Source organism: Candidatus Hydrogenedentota bacterium (assembly GCA_013359265.1).
Lineage (GTDB): Bacteria > Hydrogenedentota > Hydrogenedentia > Hydrogenedentales > SLHB01 > JABWCD01.
Genome location: JABWCD010000047.1, coordinates 1 through 16,584, shown reverse-complemented (window position 1 = coordinate 16,584; position 16,584 = coordinate 1). Strand labels below are relative to the sequence as shown.

The 16,584-nt window shown below is 61.1% G+C and carries 14 protein-coding genes and 1 other RNA gene; 4 read left to right on the top strand and 11 right to left on the bottom strand.

What is annotated here, in order from left to right; translation table 11 throughout:
* The 5 genes from HUU46_25180 to rpmH all read right to left on the bottom strand — a co-directional run.
* Positions 1-265: Jag N-terminal domain-containing protein (locus HUU46_25180; protein NUM56936.1), on the bottom strand; the 265-nt coding region annotated here is incomplete at its 3' end.
* Between the two features lie 124 nt (positions 266-389).
* Positions 390-2,258, bottom strand: a complete 1,869-nt coding sequence (gene yidC, locus HUU46_25175; protein ID NUM56935.1) for a membrane protein insertase YidC — start codon at positions 2,256-2,258, stop codon at positions 390-392.
* Positions 2,259-2,332: 74 nt separating this feature from the next.
* Positions 2,333-2,542, bottom strand: a complete 210-nt coding sequence (gene yidD, locus HUU46_25170) for a membrane protein insertion efficiency factor YidD (protein ID NUM56934.1) — start codon at positions 2,540-2,542, stop codon at positions 2,333-2,335.
* Positions 2,535-2,891, bottom strand: coding sequence for a ribonuclease P protein component (gene rnpA, locus HUU46_25165; GenBank protein NUM56933.1), 357 nt, complete (start codon positions 2,889-2,891; stop codon positions 2,535-2,537). Before rnpA ends, yidD begins: the two co-directional genes overlap by 8 nt.
* 22 nt (positions 2,892-2,913) lie before the next feature.
* Positions 2,914-3,120: a 50S ribosomal protein L34 gene (gene rpmH / locus HUU46_25160; GenBank protein ID NUM56932.1), complete on the bottom strand. Its 207-nt coding sequence runs from the start codon at positions 3,118-3,120 to the stop codon at positions 2,914-2,916.
* A gap of 346 nt (positions 3,121-3,466) precedes the next feature.
* Here rpmH and HUU46_25155 point away from each other — a divergent pair, with 346 nt between their 5' ends.
* The 4 genes from HUU46_25155 (at position 3,467) to HUU46_25140 (ending at position 9,395) form a co-directional block, all read left to right on the top strand.
* Positions 3,467-4,987, top strand: coding sequence for a PQQ-binding-like beta-propeller repeat protein (locus HUU46_25155; GenBank protein ID NUM56931.1), 1,521 nt, complete (start codon positions 3,467-3,469; stop codon positions 4,985-4,987).
* A 124-nt stretch (positions 4,988-5,111) separates the two neighbouring features.
* Positions 5,112-5,307, top strand: an RNA gene (gene ffs / locus HUU46_25150) — signal recognition particle sRNA large type.
* Between the two features lie 149 nt (positions 5,308-5,456).
* The gene (dnaX, locus tag HUU46_25145; protein NUM56930.1) at positions 5,457-7,166 is read left to right on the top strand and encodes a DNA polymerase III subunit gamma/tau; all 1,710 of its coding nucleotides are present in this window, start codon (positions 5,457-5,459) and stop codon (positions 7,164-7,166) included.
* Positions 7,167-7,280: 114 nt separating this feature from the next.
* On the top strand, positions 7,281-9,395 hold the full coding sequence (locus tag HUU46_25140; GenBank protein NUM56929.1) for a LysM peptidoglycan-binding domain-containing protein: 2,115 nt from the start codon (positions 7,281-7,283) through the stop codon (positions 9,393-9,395).
* A gap of 710 nt (positions 9,396-10,105) precedes the next feature.
* Here the strand turns inward: HUU46_25140 and HUU46_25135 are convergent.
* The 6 genes from HUU46_25135 to HUU46_25110 form a co-directional block, all read right to left on the bottom strand.
* Complete coding sequence (locus tag HUU46_25135; protein ID NUM56928.1) at positions 10,106-10,339, bottom strand: hypothetical protein; 234 nt, start codon at positions 10,337-10,339, stop codon at positions 10,106-10,108.
* 59 nt (positions 10,340-10,398) lie between these two features.
* Entirely contained in the window at positions 10,399-11,721 is a 1,323-nt protein-coding gene (locus HUU46_25130; GenBank protein NUM56927.1) for an ABC transporter substrate-binding protein, read from the bottom strand.
* A 5-nt stretch (positions 11,722-11,726) separates the two neighbouring features.
* Positions 11,727-12,536 (bottom strand): carbohydrate ABC transporter permease, encoded by an 810-nt coding sequence (locus HUU46_25125; protein NUM56926.1) that lies wholly within the window; start codon positions 12,534-12,536, stop codon positions 11,727-11,729.
* Positions 12,533-13,507 (bottom strand): sugar ABC transporter permease, encoded by a 975-nt coding sequence (locus tag HUU46_25120; protein ID NUM56925.1) that lies wholly within the window; start codon positions 13,505-13,507, stop codon positions 12,533-12,535. Before HUU46_25120 ends, HUU46_25125 begins: the two co-directional genes overlap by 4 nt.
* Before the next feature lie 13 nt (positions 13,508-13,520).
* On the bottom strand, positions 13,521-14,636 hold the full coding sequence (locus HUU46_25115) for a 3-deoxy-D-manno-octulosonic acid transferase (GenBank protein NUM56924.1): 1,116 nt from the start codon (positions 14,634-14,636) through the stop codon (positions 13,521-13,523).
* Positions 14,637-14,892: 256 nt separating this feature from the next.
* Positions 14,893-16,584, bottom strand: a 1,692-nt coding sequence (locus tag HUU46_25110) for a hypothetical protein (protein ID NUM56923.1), incomplete at its 5' end; no start/stop codon positions are given.

Sequence of the window (16,584 nt, the reverse complement as noted above, 5' to 3'; positions counted from 1 at the left end):
CGGGGCGCTGCTCGCGCCGCGGGTGCTCGTGCCGATCGGCGTGGTGCGGCCGCTCGCGGTGCGCGGACCTGCCCCGCGCGGTTTCCGGTCCGGGAACGTCCGTGGACACTTTGAGCTTGACGTTGCGGGCGCCGAACCCGAACAGACCCGCGCTGCCCTCGTCCAGAATCTCGACGTGTACTTCGTCGCGCTCGACGCCCAATTGTTCGAGGGCGTTTTTGATGGCGAGCTCGCGCGTCTTTGCGCTCACCTCAATTACTCTCATAGACCCGTCTCCTCATGTTGCGCGCAGCGCGCGCGGCGGCGGACGCGTAGGCAGGTTCCCCAACCTGGCGTTCAGGGGGGCGATTCATCTCACCCACGGGCGGAACGCCCGTGCTCCCTTGCCGCTACTCTCCGCCTTTCCTCTCTTTGCGCTTCTTTTCCTTCAGTTCGCGCTCGGCCTGCTTCTTTTTCTCGATGGCCGCGGTATAAAAGTGCTGCTTCTTCTTGGGCTTTACCTTTTCCGGTTTTTCCACTTCCTGGAAGTGCAATACGTAACTCTGCGCAATGCCCAGCAGCGTGCTGGTCAGAATGTAAAGGTTGAGTCCTGACGCAAGCGGATAGCAGAACACGCTGAAAAACACGGGCATGATCGTCATAATCGTCTTCTGTTGCGGGTTCATCGGCGTTGACATTGGCGTGAGTTTCACGCTGGCGAGCATCGCCAATGCGCTCAGCACCGGCAGTACGTTGACGTTCTGCAAGTGGTAGAAAACCCACGGCAGATTTGCCAGCGCGGGGATATGCAGCAGCCGATCGGGTTCCGACAGGTCCTTGATCCAAAAGAAGAAACTGGCGCCGCGCAATTCGTAGGCGCTCCACAGCATGCGGTACAACGCGATGAAGATCGGCAGTTGCGCGAACATCGGCAGGCAGCCCGAGACGGGATTCATCCCGTACTCTTTGTACAGTTCCATCATCTTCTTCTGCATTTCCTGCTGATCGTTCGCGTACTGTTCCTTGATCTTTTCCATCTCCGGCGCGAGAAGGCTCATCCGCTTCATGGATCGCATTTGTTTGAGCGTCAGCGGGAACATGACGAGCCGGACGACGACGGTGAGCAGGATGATTGCGATGCCATAGTTCGGAATGACCGAGTAGAACCAGTTCAACATTTGCAGCAGCAATTTCGCGAACCAGTCGAAGAAGTCCCACTCGAAGAACTTCAAAGAAGTATCGAGCGTCGCCCACGCCAACTTGAGTTGCGGCAGGTGGCTCGGTCCAATGTAAATATCGAACGAATTGGTTAATGTTGCGCCGGACGCGACCTCGGCGCGGGGCACCATGTACCCGAAGCGGAATTCATTCGCATCGCCCAGGACCGAACCGGCCGCCCCGGCGTAATTGGGTTTCAACGCAACGATAAAGTATGCGCTGCGCACGCCAAGCCAGTCCGCGCCCGGGAACCGCCTTGAGTACGGTTTCCCGTCATCGTCCGGTTCCATGCTCGATGTGTTGAGAAGGCCGTTTGCCCCCGCCGTGCGCCAAACGACCGCTTGCTGCACGCCTTTCGTCAGGTCGTCGGATTGAATATTCGGCCCCCATGTAAACGTGTACGCCGGGTCCTCGTCACGGCCAAACACGCGCGGCGCCGATTCGTGATTTGTGTAGTCGACCGTCGCGGAAATGACGTGGGGCTTGTCGGTGAACGCGAACCGCTTCTTGATGACGGCCGCGTTCGGCAGCGTCAACGAGAAGACGACTTCCGATTCGCTGCTACTCTCGACGTCGAACCGGCGGCGGTCCAATTCGTCTTTCAGGGATTCATGGGTAAACCGCAACCCGAACGGATAGACCGCCTCGGTGTCCGGAGCGTCCGTTGCGGGAACGAGCTGAATCACGGAATCGCCGTGTTCACCGGACATCAGGCTCACGCGCTTGAGCCGCGCGCCTATCCGCGTGAACTCGAGCGTCAAATCGTCCTTTTTTAGGGTGACAATATCCGCGGAGGGATCAAGGTCAGTGGGAACGGGCGGCAGATATGGCCAGCCCGCCTCTGCGCTACCAGGCTCCGGGGCCTCAGCAGTTTCGAGCGCAACCGCCTTCTCGGTGGGCGTCTGCTGGGTGATCGTCTCGATCTGCGTTTGCTGGGTGGGTGGCTGCGGCTTGGGGCCGTAGTAATGCAGCCAAAGGAAGAGCAGCATCGCCATCGTCACAAAGACGATTAACTGGTTGCGCGCGGCGTCCTTCTCATGCCTGTCGTCGTCGTCGTACACTCACATCTCCTGCACAGACCTGCCATGCATTCGCATGGCGGGCCATCGCAGAAGCTGTTGCGCTTGGGGGCGCGTCAGGGTACGGGATCGTAGCCGCCCGCGTTGAACGGGTGGCACCGTGCGATACGGCGCACGCCGTACCACACGCCGCGAATCGCTCCGTACTTCCGGATCGCCTCGATGGCGTAGTGGGAACAGGTCGGGTAAAACCGGCAATTCTGGCCCAGCAGTGGGGACAACAGGAGTTGGTACAAGCGAATGATCGCGACCAATATCCTACCCATGCATCACCTCAACTTCGCCGAGGAGCCGCCGCATCTCGCGAACGCACTGGTCATAACCGGCATTGGCCGCCGCGGGCCGCGCTACCACCACGATATGGGTGTCGTCGTCGATCTGAGCGCGGTGCGTCCTGAAAAACTCCCGCAAATACCGCTTCACGCGGTTGCGGATTACGGCCGTGCCAACCTTGCGCGATACGGCAAATCCAAACTTGCGACCCTGACTTTCCCGCCGGGCCACGTAGCATATAAAGGCTGACCCCACGCTTCTGCGGCCGGATTTGAAGGCCGTCTCGAAATCCCGTTTGCGCGTGAGGCGCTCATGCCGTGGAAACGCCTGTGGGCCCGGCACAACAGCTCTGCTTCCTCCCCGTTTACGCGGATAGACTCTTCCGGCCCTTGGCGCGGCGGCGCTTGATGACGTTTCTGCCCGTCGCCGTTGCCATACGCTTCAAGAAGCCGTGGTTCCGCTTCCGCTTCAATTTCGATGGTTGATAGGTCCTCTTCACAGCACTCTCCTTACAACGACGCCTCTCGCGCCTCAACCGACCAGCGCGGGCGCCAGCCAACGCCCAAAACATGGGCCTCGCATTAAACGACAAGTATAGAACGGGAAGGGGCTTAGAGTCAAAGTTTTCGCGAACCGGCCTTCACCGGCTTTGACGCAACGCTCGCGGATAGTCCGGATTTTTCACGCGAACAGCAAAAACGTGTCTTACCCGCTGCGTCACATGAAGTTCCATAGGTTCTTGTCTATACGGGTTGTTCGCGTGAAAAATCGTCTCGCCATGCGCTCAAAGGCTTAATCGTGAGCATTTCTCACCGCACCGACGGATTTTGCGTCCACTGCCGCGTCGTGGGGCGGTGAGAAATGCGGGATTGGCCCCGTGGTCGTGATAAGCTATTGAGTTAGGGGGAACCTATCGAATGAGTATCACGCCGTTGCCAAACTCATACCATTATTGTTTTTACCTTGTGCTGGCAGCCAGCGCCTTTTCCGCGTCAGTGGTCCTGGCCGAGGACCGGCCACAGTGGGGCGAGACGTTTACGCGAAACATGGTGTCGAACGAGACGGGATTGCCGGATTCCTTCGACCCGGCGACGGGCGCGAATGTGAAGTGGTCGGCGTCACTGGGCGGCAATGCCTACGGTTCGCCGGTGATTGCGAACGGTTGCGTGCTGATAGGCGCGAACAATGAGAAACCGCGCGACCCGCGCATCGATTACGATTGCGGCGTGCTCCTTTGCCTGAATGAAAGTGACGGCGCGTTGCGCTGGCAACTCGCCGTGCCGCGGACCGGCGGCGACGATTACCTCGATTGGCCGATGATCGGAATGTGTTCCGAGCCGACGGTCGAAGGCGATCGCGTGTACACGATGACGAACCGATTCGAGGTGGTGTGCCTCGATCTCGACGGGCAGGCGGACGGTAACGACGGGCCGTTTGTGGACGAAGGTCAGCATATGGCGCAGGACGGTAAGCCCGCTTTCGAGGTGACGCCGGCGGACGCTGACATCATTTGGCTGGTGAATCTGCGTGAAGCAGTCGACATGTATCCGCACGACGGCGCGCACACGGCCATCTTGTTGGATGGCGACTACCTCTACCTCAACACGGGCAACGGTGTGGACAATACGCACAAAGTCGTGCGCAAGCCCGACGCGCCAAGCCTCATTGTGATGGACAAGAACACCGGCAAGGTGCTTGCGAAAGACACGGAGGGCATGGGACACCGCATCATGCATGCGACATGGTCGTCTCCGTCTTTGGGCATGGTGGACGGCAAGAAACGAATAGCGTTCGGCGGTCCGGACGGTGTGTGCTACGGGTTTGAGGCCCTCCCCCACCCTGCGCCCTCAGATTCGGTGCAGACGCTGGCGCTCGCGTGGAAATTCGATTGCGACCCCACCGGTCCGAAGGATAACCGCGCCGAGTATTTGAACAACCGCAGGGAAAGTCCCAGTGTCATCGAGGGCATGCCGGTGTTCGTCGGTAACCGCGTGTACGTCACCGCAGGCGGCGACCCGTGGTGGGGCAAGGAATTGTCGTGGCTAAAATGCATCGACACGACGAAAACCGGCGACATCACAACGACGGGGCAGGTGTGGTCGTACGAGATGCCGACGCACTGTGTCGCGACGCCCGCTGTGGCGAACGGGCTGGTGTTTGTCGCGGACTGCAAGGGCATCGTGCATTGCGTGGACGCGGAGACGGGCCAGGGGTATTGGACACACGACATAGGCGGCGAGTGCTGGGGCTCGGCGTTTGTCGCGGACGGCAAGGTGTACGTTGGGTCGCGGAGTAAACAGTTCTGGACCTTCGCCGCGAGCAAAGAGAAGAGGGAAATTGCGTCGGTGAAGCTGGGCGCACCAATTAGCGCGACGCCGGTGGCGGCGAATGGGGTGTTGTATGTGGCGACGCTGGATACGCTGTACGCGGTCAAGTAGTTGACAACATGGACATAATGGACCTGATGGACGAAATGGACATTTTATGAACGCATCCAATGGTGCGAACCGCCGCTCGTAATTTGACTTGATCCCCCTGTAAATGTTAGCGTTTCTGTATTCTATGTGCGCAAGTTTTGGTGCCTAAATCCCGGGAATGCCGGGTGTCCTTTTGCGCGGATCGGGTGGTGGCGGCTGGGTCCTGCTCAACGGGATGCCGCTGAACCCGGTCAGGTCTTGACGGAAGCAGCCGTAGGTGGATTTTTTCGTGTGCTGCAGGGTCGCCTGGCCGTCACCACGCGCTTCGCGCGGACGTGCAAGCGCGACAACGCGCGCGACGGTTGGTCTGGGCCCGTTCGTAGCTGGCGTGCCACGGCGAGTGATCGATTACGATTACGAGCACGAGCACGAGCACGAAGGTTGGCAGATTCGATTCGAGGTAGCTGCAATTGGCGGGGGTTCCTGATTGATGGCCAAAGACCCATATCTCGTGCTTGCGCGGAAGTGGCGTCCGCAGCGCTTTGAGGACGTGGTCGGCCAGGAGCACATCACCCGCACCATTCAGAATTCCATCACCTCCGGCCGGATTGGCCATGCGTTCTTGTTCATTGGTTCGCGCGGGATTGGCAAGACGACGACGGCGCGGGTATTGGCCAAGGCGCTGAACTGCGAAAAGGCAAAAGGCCCCACCCCATCGCCGTGCGGGGCGTGCGACAACTGCAAGACGATAGCGGCGGGCACAAACATCGACGTGCTCGAGATCGACGGGGCGTCAAACAACAGCGTCGACGACGTGCGCCAGATTCGCGAGAACGTGCGGCTGGTGCCATCGCGTTCGCGCTACAAGATTTACGTTATCGACGAAGTGCACCAGCTTTCCGGGAGCGCGTTCAATGCGTTGTTGAAGACGCTCGAAGAACCGCCGGAACACGCAGTCTTCATTCTGGCGACGACCGAGGCGCACAAGGTCCCCGCGACCATCGTGTCGCGATGCCAGCGGTACGATTTCCGCCGCGTGGGCATGGACAGTCTCAACAAACTGCTGCGCCAGATTCTCGACGAGGAAAAGATCAAATGCAGCGACGAGGCGCTGTACGCGATCGCGCGCGCGGCGGACGGCGGCATCCGCGACGCGGAGAGCATTCTCGAGCAACTCATCTCGTACTGCGGAAAGACGATCACGTTCAAGGACGTGTTTGACGTGCTTGGGCTGGTGGATTGGAAGCAGTTGGAGCGCGTCTGTACGGCACTGCTCGATAAAGACGTGGCGGAACTTCTGAAGGTCGTCGAGGATATTGTCGCCAGCGGCAAAGACCTGTCGCAGTTCGTTCAGGACATTTTGCAGTATTTCCGCAATTTGCTCGTCTGCAAGACAGCGGATGCACGAGCGCTGCTCGCGCTGCCGGACGATGAGATCGCGAAGATGCAGTCCATGGCCGAACGGTTCACGTTGACGACCTTGATTCGTCTGGTGGAACAATTCGCGGAACTTGCGAAGGATTTCGATTCGCAACTTGCGCAGCGGATCGCGCTCGAATCGTTGCTGATTCGGTTGTCGCGGGTGACGGTCGAGGTATCGGTCGACGCCGTGCTGGAGAAGCTTGTTGCGCTGGGCGCGGGAGGTATCGCCCCCCCACGCCCTTTAACGGTTAGCGCGCCGGCCGTCCGCGCGCGCGAAGAATCGAATCCCGCTTACGAGGAACGAAACGGCGGCAACGGCGAGACTGCGAAACGCCCGCGTAAAGCGGCTGTGACGCAGGACAACATGGCGCGCGTGTGGCAATTGGTCGCGCAGACCGCAAGCGAGCATAGCCTTAATCTCGGCATTGCGCTCGGTCATGGTGTGCCGACGGCAATCGAGGACAACACACTGGTCGTGCAATTCGCGGCCGTCCACGCGCGATCGAAGGCGTGGGTGGAACAGGCCGAGAACCTGGAACTGGTCCGTGGTGTCCTACAGCGCATGACACAGAACATCGCGGCGCTCCGGATTGACGCCGCGCTCGATGAAAGTCCGATTGAGTCAATCGAGACGCGCCCTTCGCGCCACGTATATGGTACCGTGAACCCGGAGGAGGCGCAGGCGGCGCTGGCGGACCCGCACGTCGCCAAGGTTATCGACGTGTTTCGCGGGCGTATCGTGGACATTCGGCGCGGCGCACGGACGGCGGATGCGTAAATACCACTTCGGTTGGTAACGCGAACGGGCGTCCGGTCGCAGTGACGGGCAGGCGCGCGCGAGGACACTTGAAGCGAGCATTCAACGAAGTCGATACGACTCGGAGAGATTACCGTGGAAGTCTATATTCGCAAACGTAGAAGCGGCGCGCCGTTCGAAGTAATTGCGGCATTGGTTGCCGGCCTTGCGATAGGGTTCGGCGCGAGTTACTTCATCTTCGGCGGTGACAGCGAGCCCGCGCCGCCGATCGACTCGGAGATCGCGGCCGTGCCGCCGGCAACGACCGAGCCCACAACGCCTCCCTCGGAAGAGCCAAACGGGGCATCGGAAGCGGAACCAAGCGCGCCGCCGGCAGACGAACCCGCGCCCGCGCCGCAGGAACAACCCGCCGAACTGGCCAAACTCGAGGACGTGTGGCCCGCGCGGCACCTGTTTATCGCCGTGAAGGGAGAGAAACTCGACACCAACACGAAAGAAATGCTTGCCGAGTTAAAACCGGGCGGCGTGGTGTTGCGCAGCGAAAACATCAAGGTCAAGAACCAGCTCATCGACCTCGTGGCCGAAATCAAAGCAGCCGTCGGGTTGGGTACGACAATCGATTCGTTGCCGCTGATTGCGGTCGCGCAGGAAGGCGGCACGCTCAACTTGCTGAATCTAAAGGAGGCGCCGGCGGCGGCGAAGATAGGCGAGGCCAGGGACCTCGGCGGTGCGAAAAAGGCAGGCGAGGACCTTGCTGAATCGTGCGTCGAACGGGGTATCGGAGTTCTTCTCGGGCCGGTGTTGGACATCTACGGCGAGAATGCGTCGAAGGAGATGCGGGCACGGTGCTTCGGCGACAATCATCAGGACGTGGCGGCAATCGGATTGGCCTACGCGGACGGCGCGGTGGGCGGGGGAGTCCTTCCCGTCGTAAAGCATTTCCCGGGCATGGGAACGCTCAAGGGCGACACGCAGAAATCGCTGGCGACGCTCACCGACGATCAGGACCGTATGGCGCAGATCATCTTCCCGTTCGCGGAGGCCGCGCGCTGCAACGTTCCCGGGATACTCGTCGGGCACGTGGTTGCGCCGACGGTCGACAACGAAACGAAGCCTGTCGCCGCGGCATCGCTGTCGCCGAAGTTCATCAAGGGCCTCCTGCGCGACAAGTTCACCTATCCGGGCGTCATTCTGGCGGACGACGTGAACAAGGGTGCGGTATCCTCGAAGTCGTTCCCCGCCGAGAAGGCCACGGTCGCCGCCTTGGCCGCGGGCAACGACGCGGTATTAATGCTCAATCCCGATATCGAGAAGATCAAATTCGTCTGCGCCACGATTGAGATTGCCGCTACGGAAGGCGCGCTTGACCGCGCCGCGTTGAGCGAGAGCAAGAAGCGGCTCGACGCATGGCAGTCCGCGCTCAAGACACCACACGCGGGCCTTGACGGGCCGCTGCCGCAGTTGGCGCCGACGGAGGCGGCGGTCGCAGATGCGGGCGAACCCGCCGCAGAACCCGCACCGGCAGGCGCCGAGATCGAGTACACGGTAGTCGGCGGGGATAGCCTGTCGAAGGTGGCAAACAAGTTCACGGTGACCGCGGACCAGATTCGCGAGTGGAACAACCTGAAGAGCGACAATCTGTTCGTCGGGCAAAAGCTGAAGATAACGACGGCATCACCTGACGCGGCCCCCGCTACGCCGGCGGCGCCATCCGAACAACCGCCCGCTCCGCCAACTGAGCCCGCGCCCGCCGAGCCGGCACCCGCGGATGCCGCCGCCATCCAACCGCCGAGCGAGGAGCCGTCCGTCCAGCCGCCCGCGAATTCCAAGGCGATTGAACACGTGGTGAAAGGCGGCGAATTCCTGTCCTCCATCGCTACGAAGTACAAGGTCACGTATCAGGACATCATGACGTGGAACCACATGAACGACACCAAGTTGAGCGAGGGGCAGAAGCTTACAATATACGTGCCCGCGGATGCGGCAACGCCGAGCGATGCAAACGCGCCCGCGCCGGCCGAAGCCGCGCCGGCGCCGACGGCAGACGCATCACCGGCGCCCGCCGAACAGGCGGCCGCACCCGATACGGAGATTACGTATTCGGTGAAGAAGGGCGATAACCTGGCGAATATTGCTTCGAAGTACGGAGTGACTGCGGACGACATTCGCGGCTGGAACGGAATCGAGGGCAACCGCATCGATGTCGATCAGCAGTTGAAGATTCGTCCGAAGAAGATACCCGCGGAATAGCTCTCTTTTTGGGCGCGTCGCCGAGACTTGACCTCCCCGATAAAGAGGGCAGGCCGCGCAACGCGACTCCGAATGCCCCGGGCTTGGCATTCGGTCGAGGGAGCCTTCTTGCGTTGCGCGGCCAGGGTCTAGGTTGCGGAGTCAGCAACCATAAGTCGGTGCTGTGTACACCGATGAGAGGGCCGTCAAACTGCCCGCCTTTGGAGCTTGACGCTCCCGGCGCGGGTCTCCACCGCACGAGCCAACAACGGGTTGCTATCCAGAGCGGTAGGAGCGGCGCACGCCGCACTCTCGCGGCTGGCGGCGACCGTATGTACCCGGACTGCGCGCGACGTAAATTCCTGTCGCGTGCGCAGAGCGGCGAAAACGTTTACTGCGTTCATTTCTCCGCCTCCTTTCCTGCTTCCGTCGAGTTGTGCGGCTCGTTAGCATCAATAGAGCAACAGGTATGCCAAAGCTGTGTCACTCGAACATGGAATGACATAAGGCATTGTGAGACGGTAGATTGCGTCGCGTTATGCGTACAAAAGCCAGCGCGGTGACCGCCAGGCGGAACCTACGGATTTGTATGTCCATTGGTGCTTGCGTACGGATGGGTAGTTCTTGGCGCAGGTCGAACGGGGGTTACAGGAACACTTGACGATCTGCCCCGTGCGCTGCATATACTTGGTGCCGATGCCGGAAAGGCATCGCGCCGAAATTACGGGGGCTTAATCGTGAGCGAACACCGTCCAGGATTCTATCAAGACGCGAATGGCGAGTGGCGCCGGGACCGCCGGAACAGCCAAGATCGACGAATACCGCGGGTGGGTGAAGGCAACTGGCCGCACCATGACCGCCGCCTCCAGCTTCGCCGGAAAACGGACCTCGAGTTCGTCGAGCGCGACGCCCGGGAACAGATTCGCGACGCGCTTGACGATTTCGCCGCGCACCACGATCCGCACGGCCACCCCATCGAAGACTGACGACACCGTCAGGGATTCGGCGTGGATCGCTTTGTCGCCTACTGCGCGGCGAGCACTTTGTCCGCTTCGCGCTTGAGGTCGGCAACGGCCTGATCGGGCGATTTGAGCCCAGTGAGCACCGCCGTCAGCGCGCGTTCGACGAGTGTTCGCACCTGCTGCCACCCCACGAGGTTCGGCTGCGAACGCGCAAACGCGAGGCAGTCAAACGCGGCGCGATCTTGGGGCCACTTCTCCCAGAACGCCAGCATATCCGGGTCTGAAGCGGCGGACTTGCGAATCGGTAGATAGCCCGTAGCGATTGCCCAGCGCACGGATACCTCCGGCGATGTGAAGTGGCGGATGAATCCCCAAGCCGATTTCTGGTGCAGCTCCGACGTGCGGAATACGCAGATGTTCGGACCGTACAGCGCCGTGCGCGGGCTGTTTACGTCGCGCTGCGGAATCCGCGTCATTCCCCAGTCATCCGGGGTGGCGGCCATGAGCGCGGCGGCGTCTGGCCGGTGGGAACTCGGGCGGAAGAAGAACGCGGTGCGGTCGTGCGCGAAGTCCTCCCGGTCATCGTAGGTGCCGGGTGGGGCCTGGTATGCGAGGCCTTCCCTGACGAGCGTGTCGAACAACTGGAACGCAGCGAGCGCGTTCGGCTGGTCAAACGCGGTGACTGTGCCGTTCACCACGTCGCCGCCCATGCTGTAGATGAACCCCTCGACGGTCGAGCAATCGACGTTGATAGCGTAGGCCTGTTTACCGGCCTTCGCCTTGATCGAACGGCATTGTTCGAGGAATTCGTCCCACGTTTGCGGCGGCGCGTCGAATCCCGCCGCGCGAAGGACGCGCTTGTTGTAGTACATCATGAGCACGCTCTTGCAGAACGGGAACGAGTACATCTTGTTTCCGAACTGCGGGAACCGGTTGGTATCGAGTACGCTGGGGTAAAAGTCTGCCAATTCCTCCGCCTTCAATCCCGTCTCCGGATCGGCGATGTAGTCGTCAAGCGGCAGCGCCGCGCCGGCGACGATGTACTCGGATGTCATCGGCTCATACCCGACGGCGGTGGCTGGAAGTTCGCGCGCCTGGATGCTCAGCGAGACTTTTCGGAAGATGTCGCCGTAATTGCCGAGGTATTCGAGTTTAATCGGCACGCCACCCTGCTGCATTGCGTTGAATTCGCCCGCAATCGTATCAAGCAGCTTCGCCGTTTCGAGCGTGTTGCGGTCCCAACACACTGCGAAGCCGGGGTCAATAGGCTTGAACGTCTTCGATCTTCCCTCGCCGTTCGCGGGCGATTGCGGAGCGGACGTATCGCGCGGGGTGCACGAGAGGAGGGCGATAACGAACAGGGCTGCAAGCGAAGAGGGGCGCACGGAATTTATCCCTTGATGCCGGCGTTGAGGGCGCTTTCGAGAAAGCTGCGTTGCGCGACGAAGTATAGCGCCACGGTCGGGAGTATGACAATCGTGGATGCGCACATCAGCAAGTTAGTTTGCACGCCGGTTTCTCCGCCGAACACGGTGAGCCCGTATTGAATCAATCGCATGTCCTCGCTGTTCGTGACAATGATCGGCCAGATGAGCGAATTGTAGCTGCCGAGAAACGAAAACAACGCGATTGTCACCAGCGCGGGCTTTACGAGCGGCGCGGCAATCCACGCGAGGAACCGCAAATGCCCGCAGCCGTCGATGCGCGCCGCCTCGAAGTAATCGTTTGGCAGGGACAGGAACGCCTGGCGTACGAGAAAGATCGAGAATGCGCTCGCGCACCACGGCACGATAAGCGCCGCGTAGGTGTTGTACCAGCCCAAATCGCGAACGAGTAGAAAATTGGGAATGAGCGTGACCTCGAACGGCACCATCATCGTGGCGAGTAGAAACGCGAACAGTATCGTGCGCCCGCGGAACGGCAATCTCGCAAAGGCGTATCCGGCGAGCAGCGACGTGACGACCACGCACGCCATTACCGTCACCGCGACGACAAACGTATTGTAGAAATACACGCCGAAAGGCGCGGCGGTGAGCGCCGTCGCGTAGTTTTGCCACTGCCATGATTGCGGAATGAGGTCGATCTCCGGCGCGCTGGCCTCGCGCCCTGTCTTGAGTGAGGTGCTCAGCATCCACAGAAATGGAAATACGGTGACGGTCCCGCCGAGCGTCAGCACGGTATAGACGGCGGCGCGTTTCATTCGTAGTGGACCTTTCGTCCAACCACGCGCCACTGGACGATTGTCAACACCACGATCGCCGCGCACATGACGACGGCAATCGCGGCGCCGTAGCCGATTTGCTGGTTCTGGTAAAACTGCGCGTAAATGTAGACGATGAGGTTTTGCGTGTCCTCGCCGGGCGCGCTGACGAGCGCGTAGAAGCTGTTGAACGATTGAAAGGATTTGATGGCGCTGACGATCAGCAGAAAGAATATTGTCGGCGACAGCAACGGCAAGGAAACGTGGCGCACGACTTGCCACGTCGTAGCGCCGTCGAGCCGCGCGCCTTCCTCGAGCTGGCGCGGGATCGACGACAGGCCCGCGAGAAAGACGACGATCATGAACCCGCTCGAGTGCCACACGTCGAACGCGATGATGCAACACAGTGCGAGGCTGGGTCCGAACGACACCGGCACGAGACCGTCGGTCAGCAGGTGCAGAATGCCGCGCGGTTCGATGAGCCACTTTTGTGTTTCGAACCCGGCGGAGTCGAGCAACAAGTTGACTAGCCCGCTTTGCGGGCGCAGCAGCGCACGCCACACGGTCGCCGCGGCGACGGCGGAGGTCACGTACGGCAGGAAATAGAGCGTGCGAAACAGACCGCGCGCGAACGTCACGCGAAACAGCAACCATGCGATTGCGAAACTGACAGCGAGCGAAAGCGGAACAGTGCCCAGCGCGTAGTAGCACGTGACCTTTATGCTGCGCCAGAATTCGGGATCGCCCCACGCGCGCGCGTAGTTCCCCGCGCCGATGAACGATCCGCGCCGCGTATCGAAAAGGCTGATGTACACGGCGTAGAGCAGCGGGAAAAATGCGAACACGCTCAAAACGAGCAACGATGGCGACAGCAACAACGCCGCGATAACACCCGGGCGGCGATGAAACCGGTCGAGAAGCAGGTCGATCCGCTCGAGTACAGCGTCCGCGGCGTTGGCGAGTACGCGCATAACGGCTATGGTGTTACGCCGGCTGCGCGCACTTCAACATGACGCCGTCCACAACGTGCATCGTGCGCGCGAGCGCGCCCTTGTTCTTTTCCACGGCGTCCCGGGCGGCCGACGCCAGGGCTTCGCGCCGCGCAGGGTCGCGAAGGAGCGCGGTGACCACGCGCGCCAATTCCTGGGGATCGATGACCTGCACGGCTCCGCGCGCCGCTACCAACACCTCGGCGGGGTCAATGAAGTTGCTCATGTACGGCCCGAAGACGGTTGGCACACCGAGCGCCGCGGGCTCGAGTGGATTGTGCCCGTTCACGCCCGGAAAGAAGCTGCCTCCCACAATCGCCACGGTGCCCAAGGCATAGAAGTCAACCAGTTCGCCGAGTGTGTCCACGAAGAGCACGCGCTCGTTCGCGCTCCGGTTGCCGGCGACGAGCGCGCTGCGCAGCGCGACCGGCTCCTCGAACGGCGCGAGCGCCTCTGTGAGCCGCTCGAGGTGGCGCGGCGCGACGACGAGCCGGATGCCGGGGAATTGGTCCTTCCATTCGTTCCAACACCGCGCGGCAAGTGCCTCGTCGCCGGGGCGCGTGCTGCCGAATACGATGACCGGATCGTGCGTCCCCAGGCCACATGCCGAGCGGAGCGCGGAGAGTCTCTCCGAATCAATGGTCATGGTAACGTTGTCGAACTTGATATTTCCGGTGATTGTGACGCGTTCCGAGCCGACGCCGAGGGCAGTGAACCGTTCGGCGTAGGTTTGATGCTGCGCGGCAACGGCCGCGATTCGCGAGAACACGCCGTGGAAGAAGTCACCATAGCGCCGGTATCGGGCAAAATGTTTGTCGCTGAGGCGCGCATTCGCGACGACCACCGGTACGCCGCGCCGCTCGGTCTCGCGAACGACATTGGGCCAGATTTCCGTCTCCATGAGGAGTAGTGCGCGGGGTTTCAAGCGATCAACGAACCGGGCGACCACGCCGCGCTGATCGATGGGGAACCAGGCAAGCGCCGCACCCGCAGAATCCTGGGAGGCGAGCCTCCAGGCCGCCGTTGTGCTCACTGTAAGCACAACGGGCACATCTGGAAATCGGTCCCGCAATGCGCCTATGACGGGCCGCGCCGTATTTAGTTCGCCCACGCTGCACGCATGGACCCAAAAAGGCGGCGAGGGGCACCGCGGCGTTTTGGGCGCGAAACGGGCGAGTAACGGGCGGTGCCGGGGGTGCGCGGCAACCCAGGCGGCTGCGGGCGCGACGGCAAGGTTTGTCAACGCGTTATAAAGCCTGTAGTTCACGACAATCGCATTTTACGACAAGTGCCAGGGCGCATGCCGAAAAACAGCGCGGGCGGCCTTTGGCCAAGGCCGCCCGCGCGAATGCGCAATCGATACCCGGCTAGTACTCGGTCGCCTCGAAGAAGCGCGCACCCGTCGGGTCTACGATGTCCGTGGTCACGAAGATGAGCAAGCTCTTCTGCTCGATCTGCGTCGCCTTGCCGCGGAAGAAGAAACCTATGACCGGGATATCGGCCAAATACGGCAGCTTCTTGTTCGTGCGGATCGAACTGTCGTTAATCAATCCACCGAGCACCAGCGTATCGCCATCATGGACGATCACGTTGGTCCACACGGCTTGGGTCGACTGGCGCGGGAAGCGGATTAACGCTTCGATCGTCTGATCATTGACTACAGTCGTTTGGGTGAACTCATCCGTCCCAACCAGCGCCGTGACTTGCGGATTCAACCACAAACGGACCTGATTACCGCCGCTGATCTGCGGCGTGACGGACAGTGTAATTCCAAACGTGAACTGCGTAAATTGCAGAATCGTAGTCGCGGCAAGAGTACCCGAAGACCCAAATGCATTGTCACTGGCGACGATAATGCTCGTTGCAGATGTATTGAACGTTTGCGTCAAAATATCCGCAATAACGGCCGGCTTACGGTTTAGCGTGGTCACACGCGGCGCACTGAGCAACTCAGTCTCGGCCAAGCTGTTCAGATAATCCATAGTCACGCTGACCACATCGCCGTCCGCATTATCGAGTATTGTCGCCGCCAAGTTGAACTCGCCGGCCGGACCCGGGTTAGCTACTGCATCCAAAACCGCCGACGTGATCGTATTGTTGAACACGTTCGTACCGTCAGGCTTGGTGTAGATTGGAATGTCTTCCGTGATCCCGTCGCCATTGATGTCAACCGGGTAGGTGACGCCGGTTGTCGTCGTGCCGGTACCGCCACCGGTACCGCCTCCCGTCGTCGTCTGCTCACCGAGTTCCGGGATTTCACGCGCACGGTTGTTGACGTCGCTGAGTGTGATGTCCCAATTGAAACCAATTTTGTCCAAATCCGACACTGAGACCGTGATGAATTTCGACTCGATACTAACCTGCTTGGGCGTCACATCGACGTTTGCAATCATGTCTTCCAGCACGTCGAGATACGTCGGCGTCGAGCGGACCATGAGCTGGTTGATCGTGGGGTTGTAGATCATCCACGAGAGCACTTCGCCGGTGTAAGGTTCGATGACCGGCGGGATTGCGTTTTCGAGCACGGTCAAAACTTCGGCCTGCCCTTGGAACCCGCCCAAGCCGGCGGTCCCGCCTAAGCCGCCACCCTCGGCACCTGCGGCACCGGTACCCTGGGCCCCTAATCCACCGCCTCGAGCCCCACCGAGACCACCACCGCCGCCAAAGCCTCCACCGCCGCCGCCGCGGCCGCCAAAACCACCTCCGGCCGTCGCGCCACCGCGTGTGCCCGTGGTGCCCTGACCGTTCAGGCCGGTTCCAGCCTGACTGATTCCGATGACCGCCGGCGTTTCTCCAACTTGCTCGTCGCTGATAGTCGAGAAAAGCTGGGAGATATTCGATATTTGGGTGGCACCGCCGCCAAAGCCGCCGCCACCAAGTCCGCCGCCACCAAATCCACCACCGCCAAAGCCGCCACCACCACCAAAGCCGCCACCGCCAAAGCCGCCGCCACCAAGGCCGCCGCCGCCAAAGCCACCGCCACCAAAGCCGCCGCTGCCGCCAAAGCCGCCGCCACCAAGTCCACCGCCGCCAAAACCGCCGCCACCAAGGCCACCGCC

What these genes read in the sequence shown, in the direction of transcription:
- yidD (NUM56934.1), bottom strand. Translation starts at nt 2,542, where the DNA reads ATGGGTAGGATATTGGTCGCGATCATTCGCTTGTACCAACTCCTGTTG.
- rpmH (NUM56932.1), bottom strand. Translation starts at nt 3,120, where the DNA reads ATGTTTTGGGCGTTGGCTGGCGCCCGCGCTGGTCGGTTGAGGCGCGAG.
- HUU46_25155 (NUM56931.1), top strand. Translation starts at nt 3,467, where the DNA reads ATGAGTATCACGCCGTTGCCAAACTCATACCATTATTGTTTTTACCTT.
- dnaX (NUM56930.1), top strand. Translation starts at nt 5,457, where the DNA reads ATGGCCAAAGACCCATATCTCGTGCTTGCGCGGAAGTGGCGTCCGCAG.
- HUU46_25125 (NUM56926.1), bottom strand. Translation starts at nt 12,536, where the DNA reads ATGAAACGCGCCGCCGTCTATACCGTGCTGACGCTCGGCGGGACCGTC.
- HUU46_25120 (NUM56925.1), bottom strand. Translation starts at nt 13,507, where the DNA reads ATGCGCGTACTCGCCAACGCCGCGGACGCTGTACTCGAGCGGATCGAC.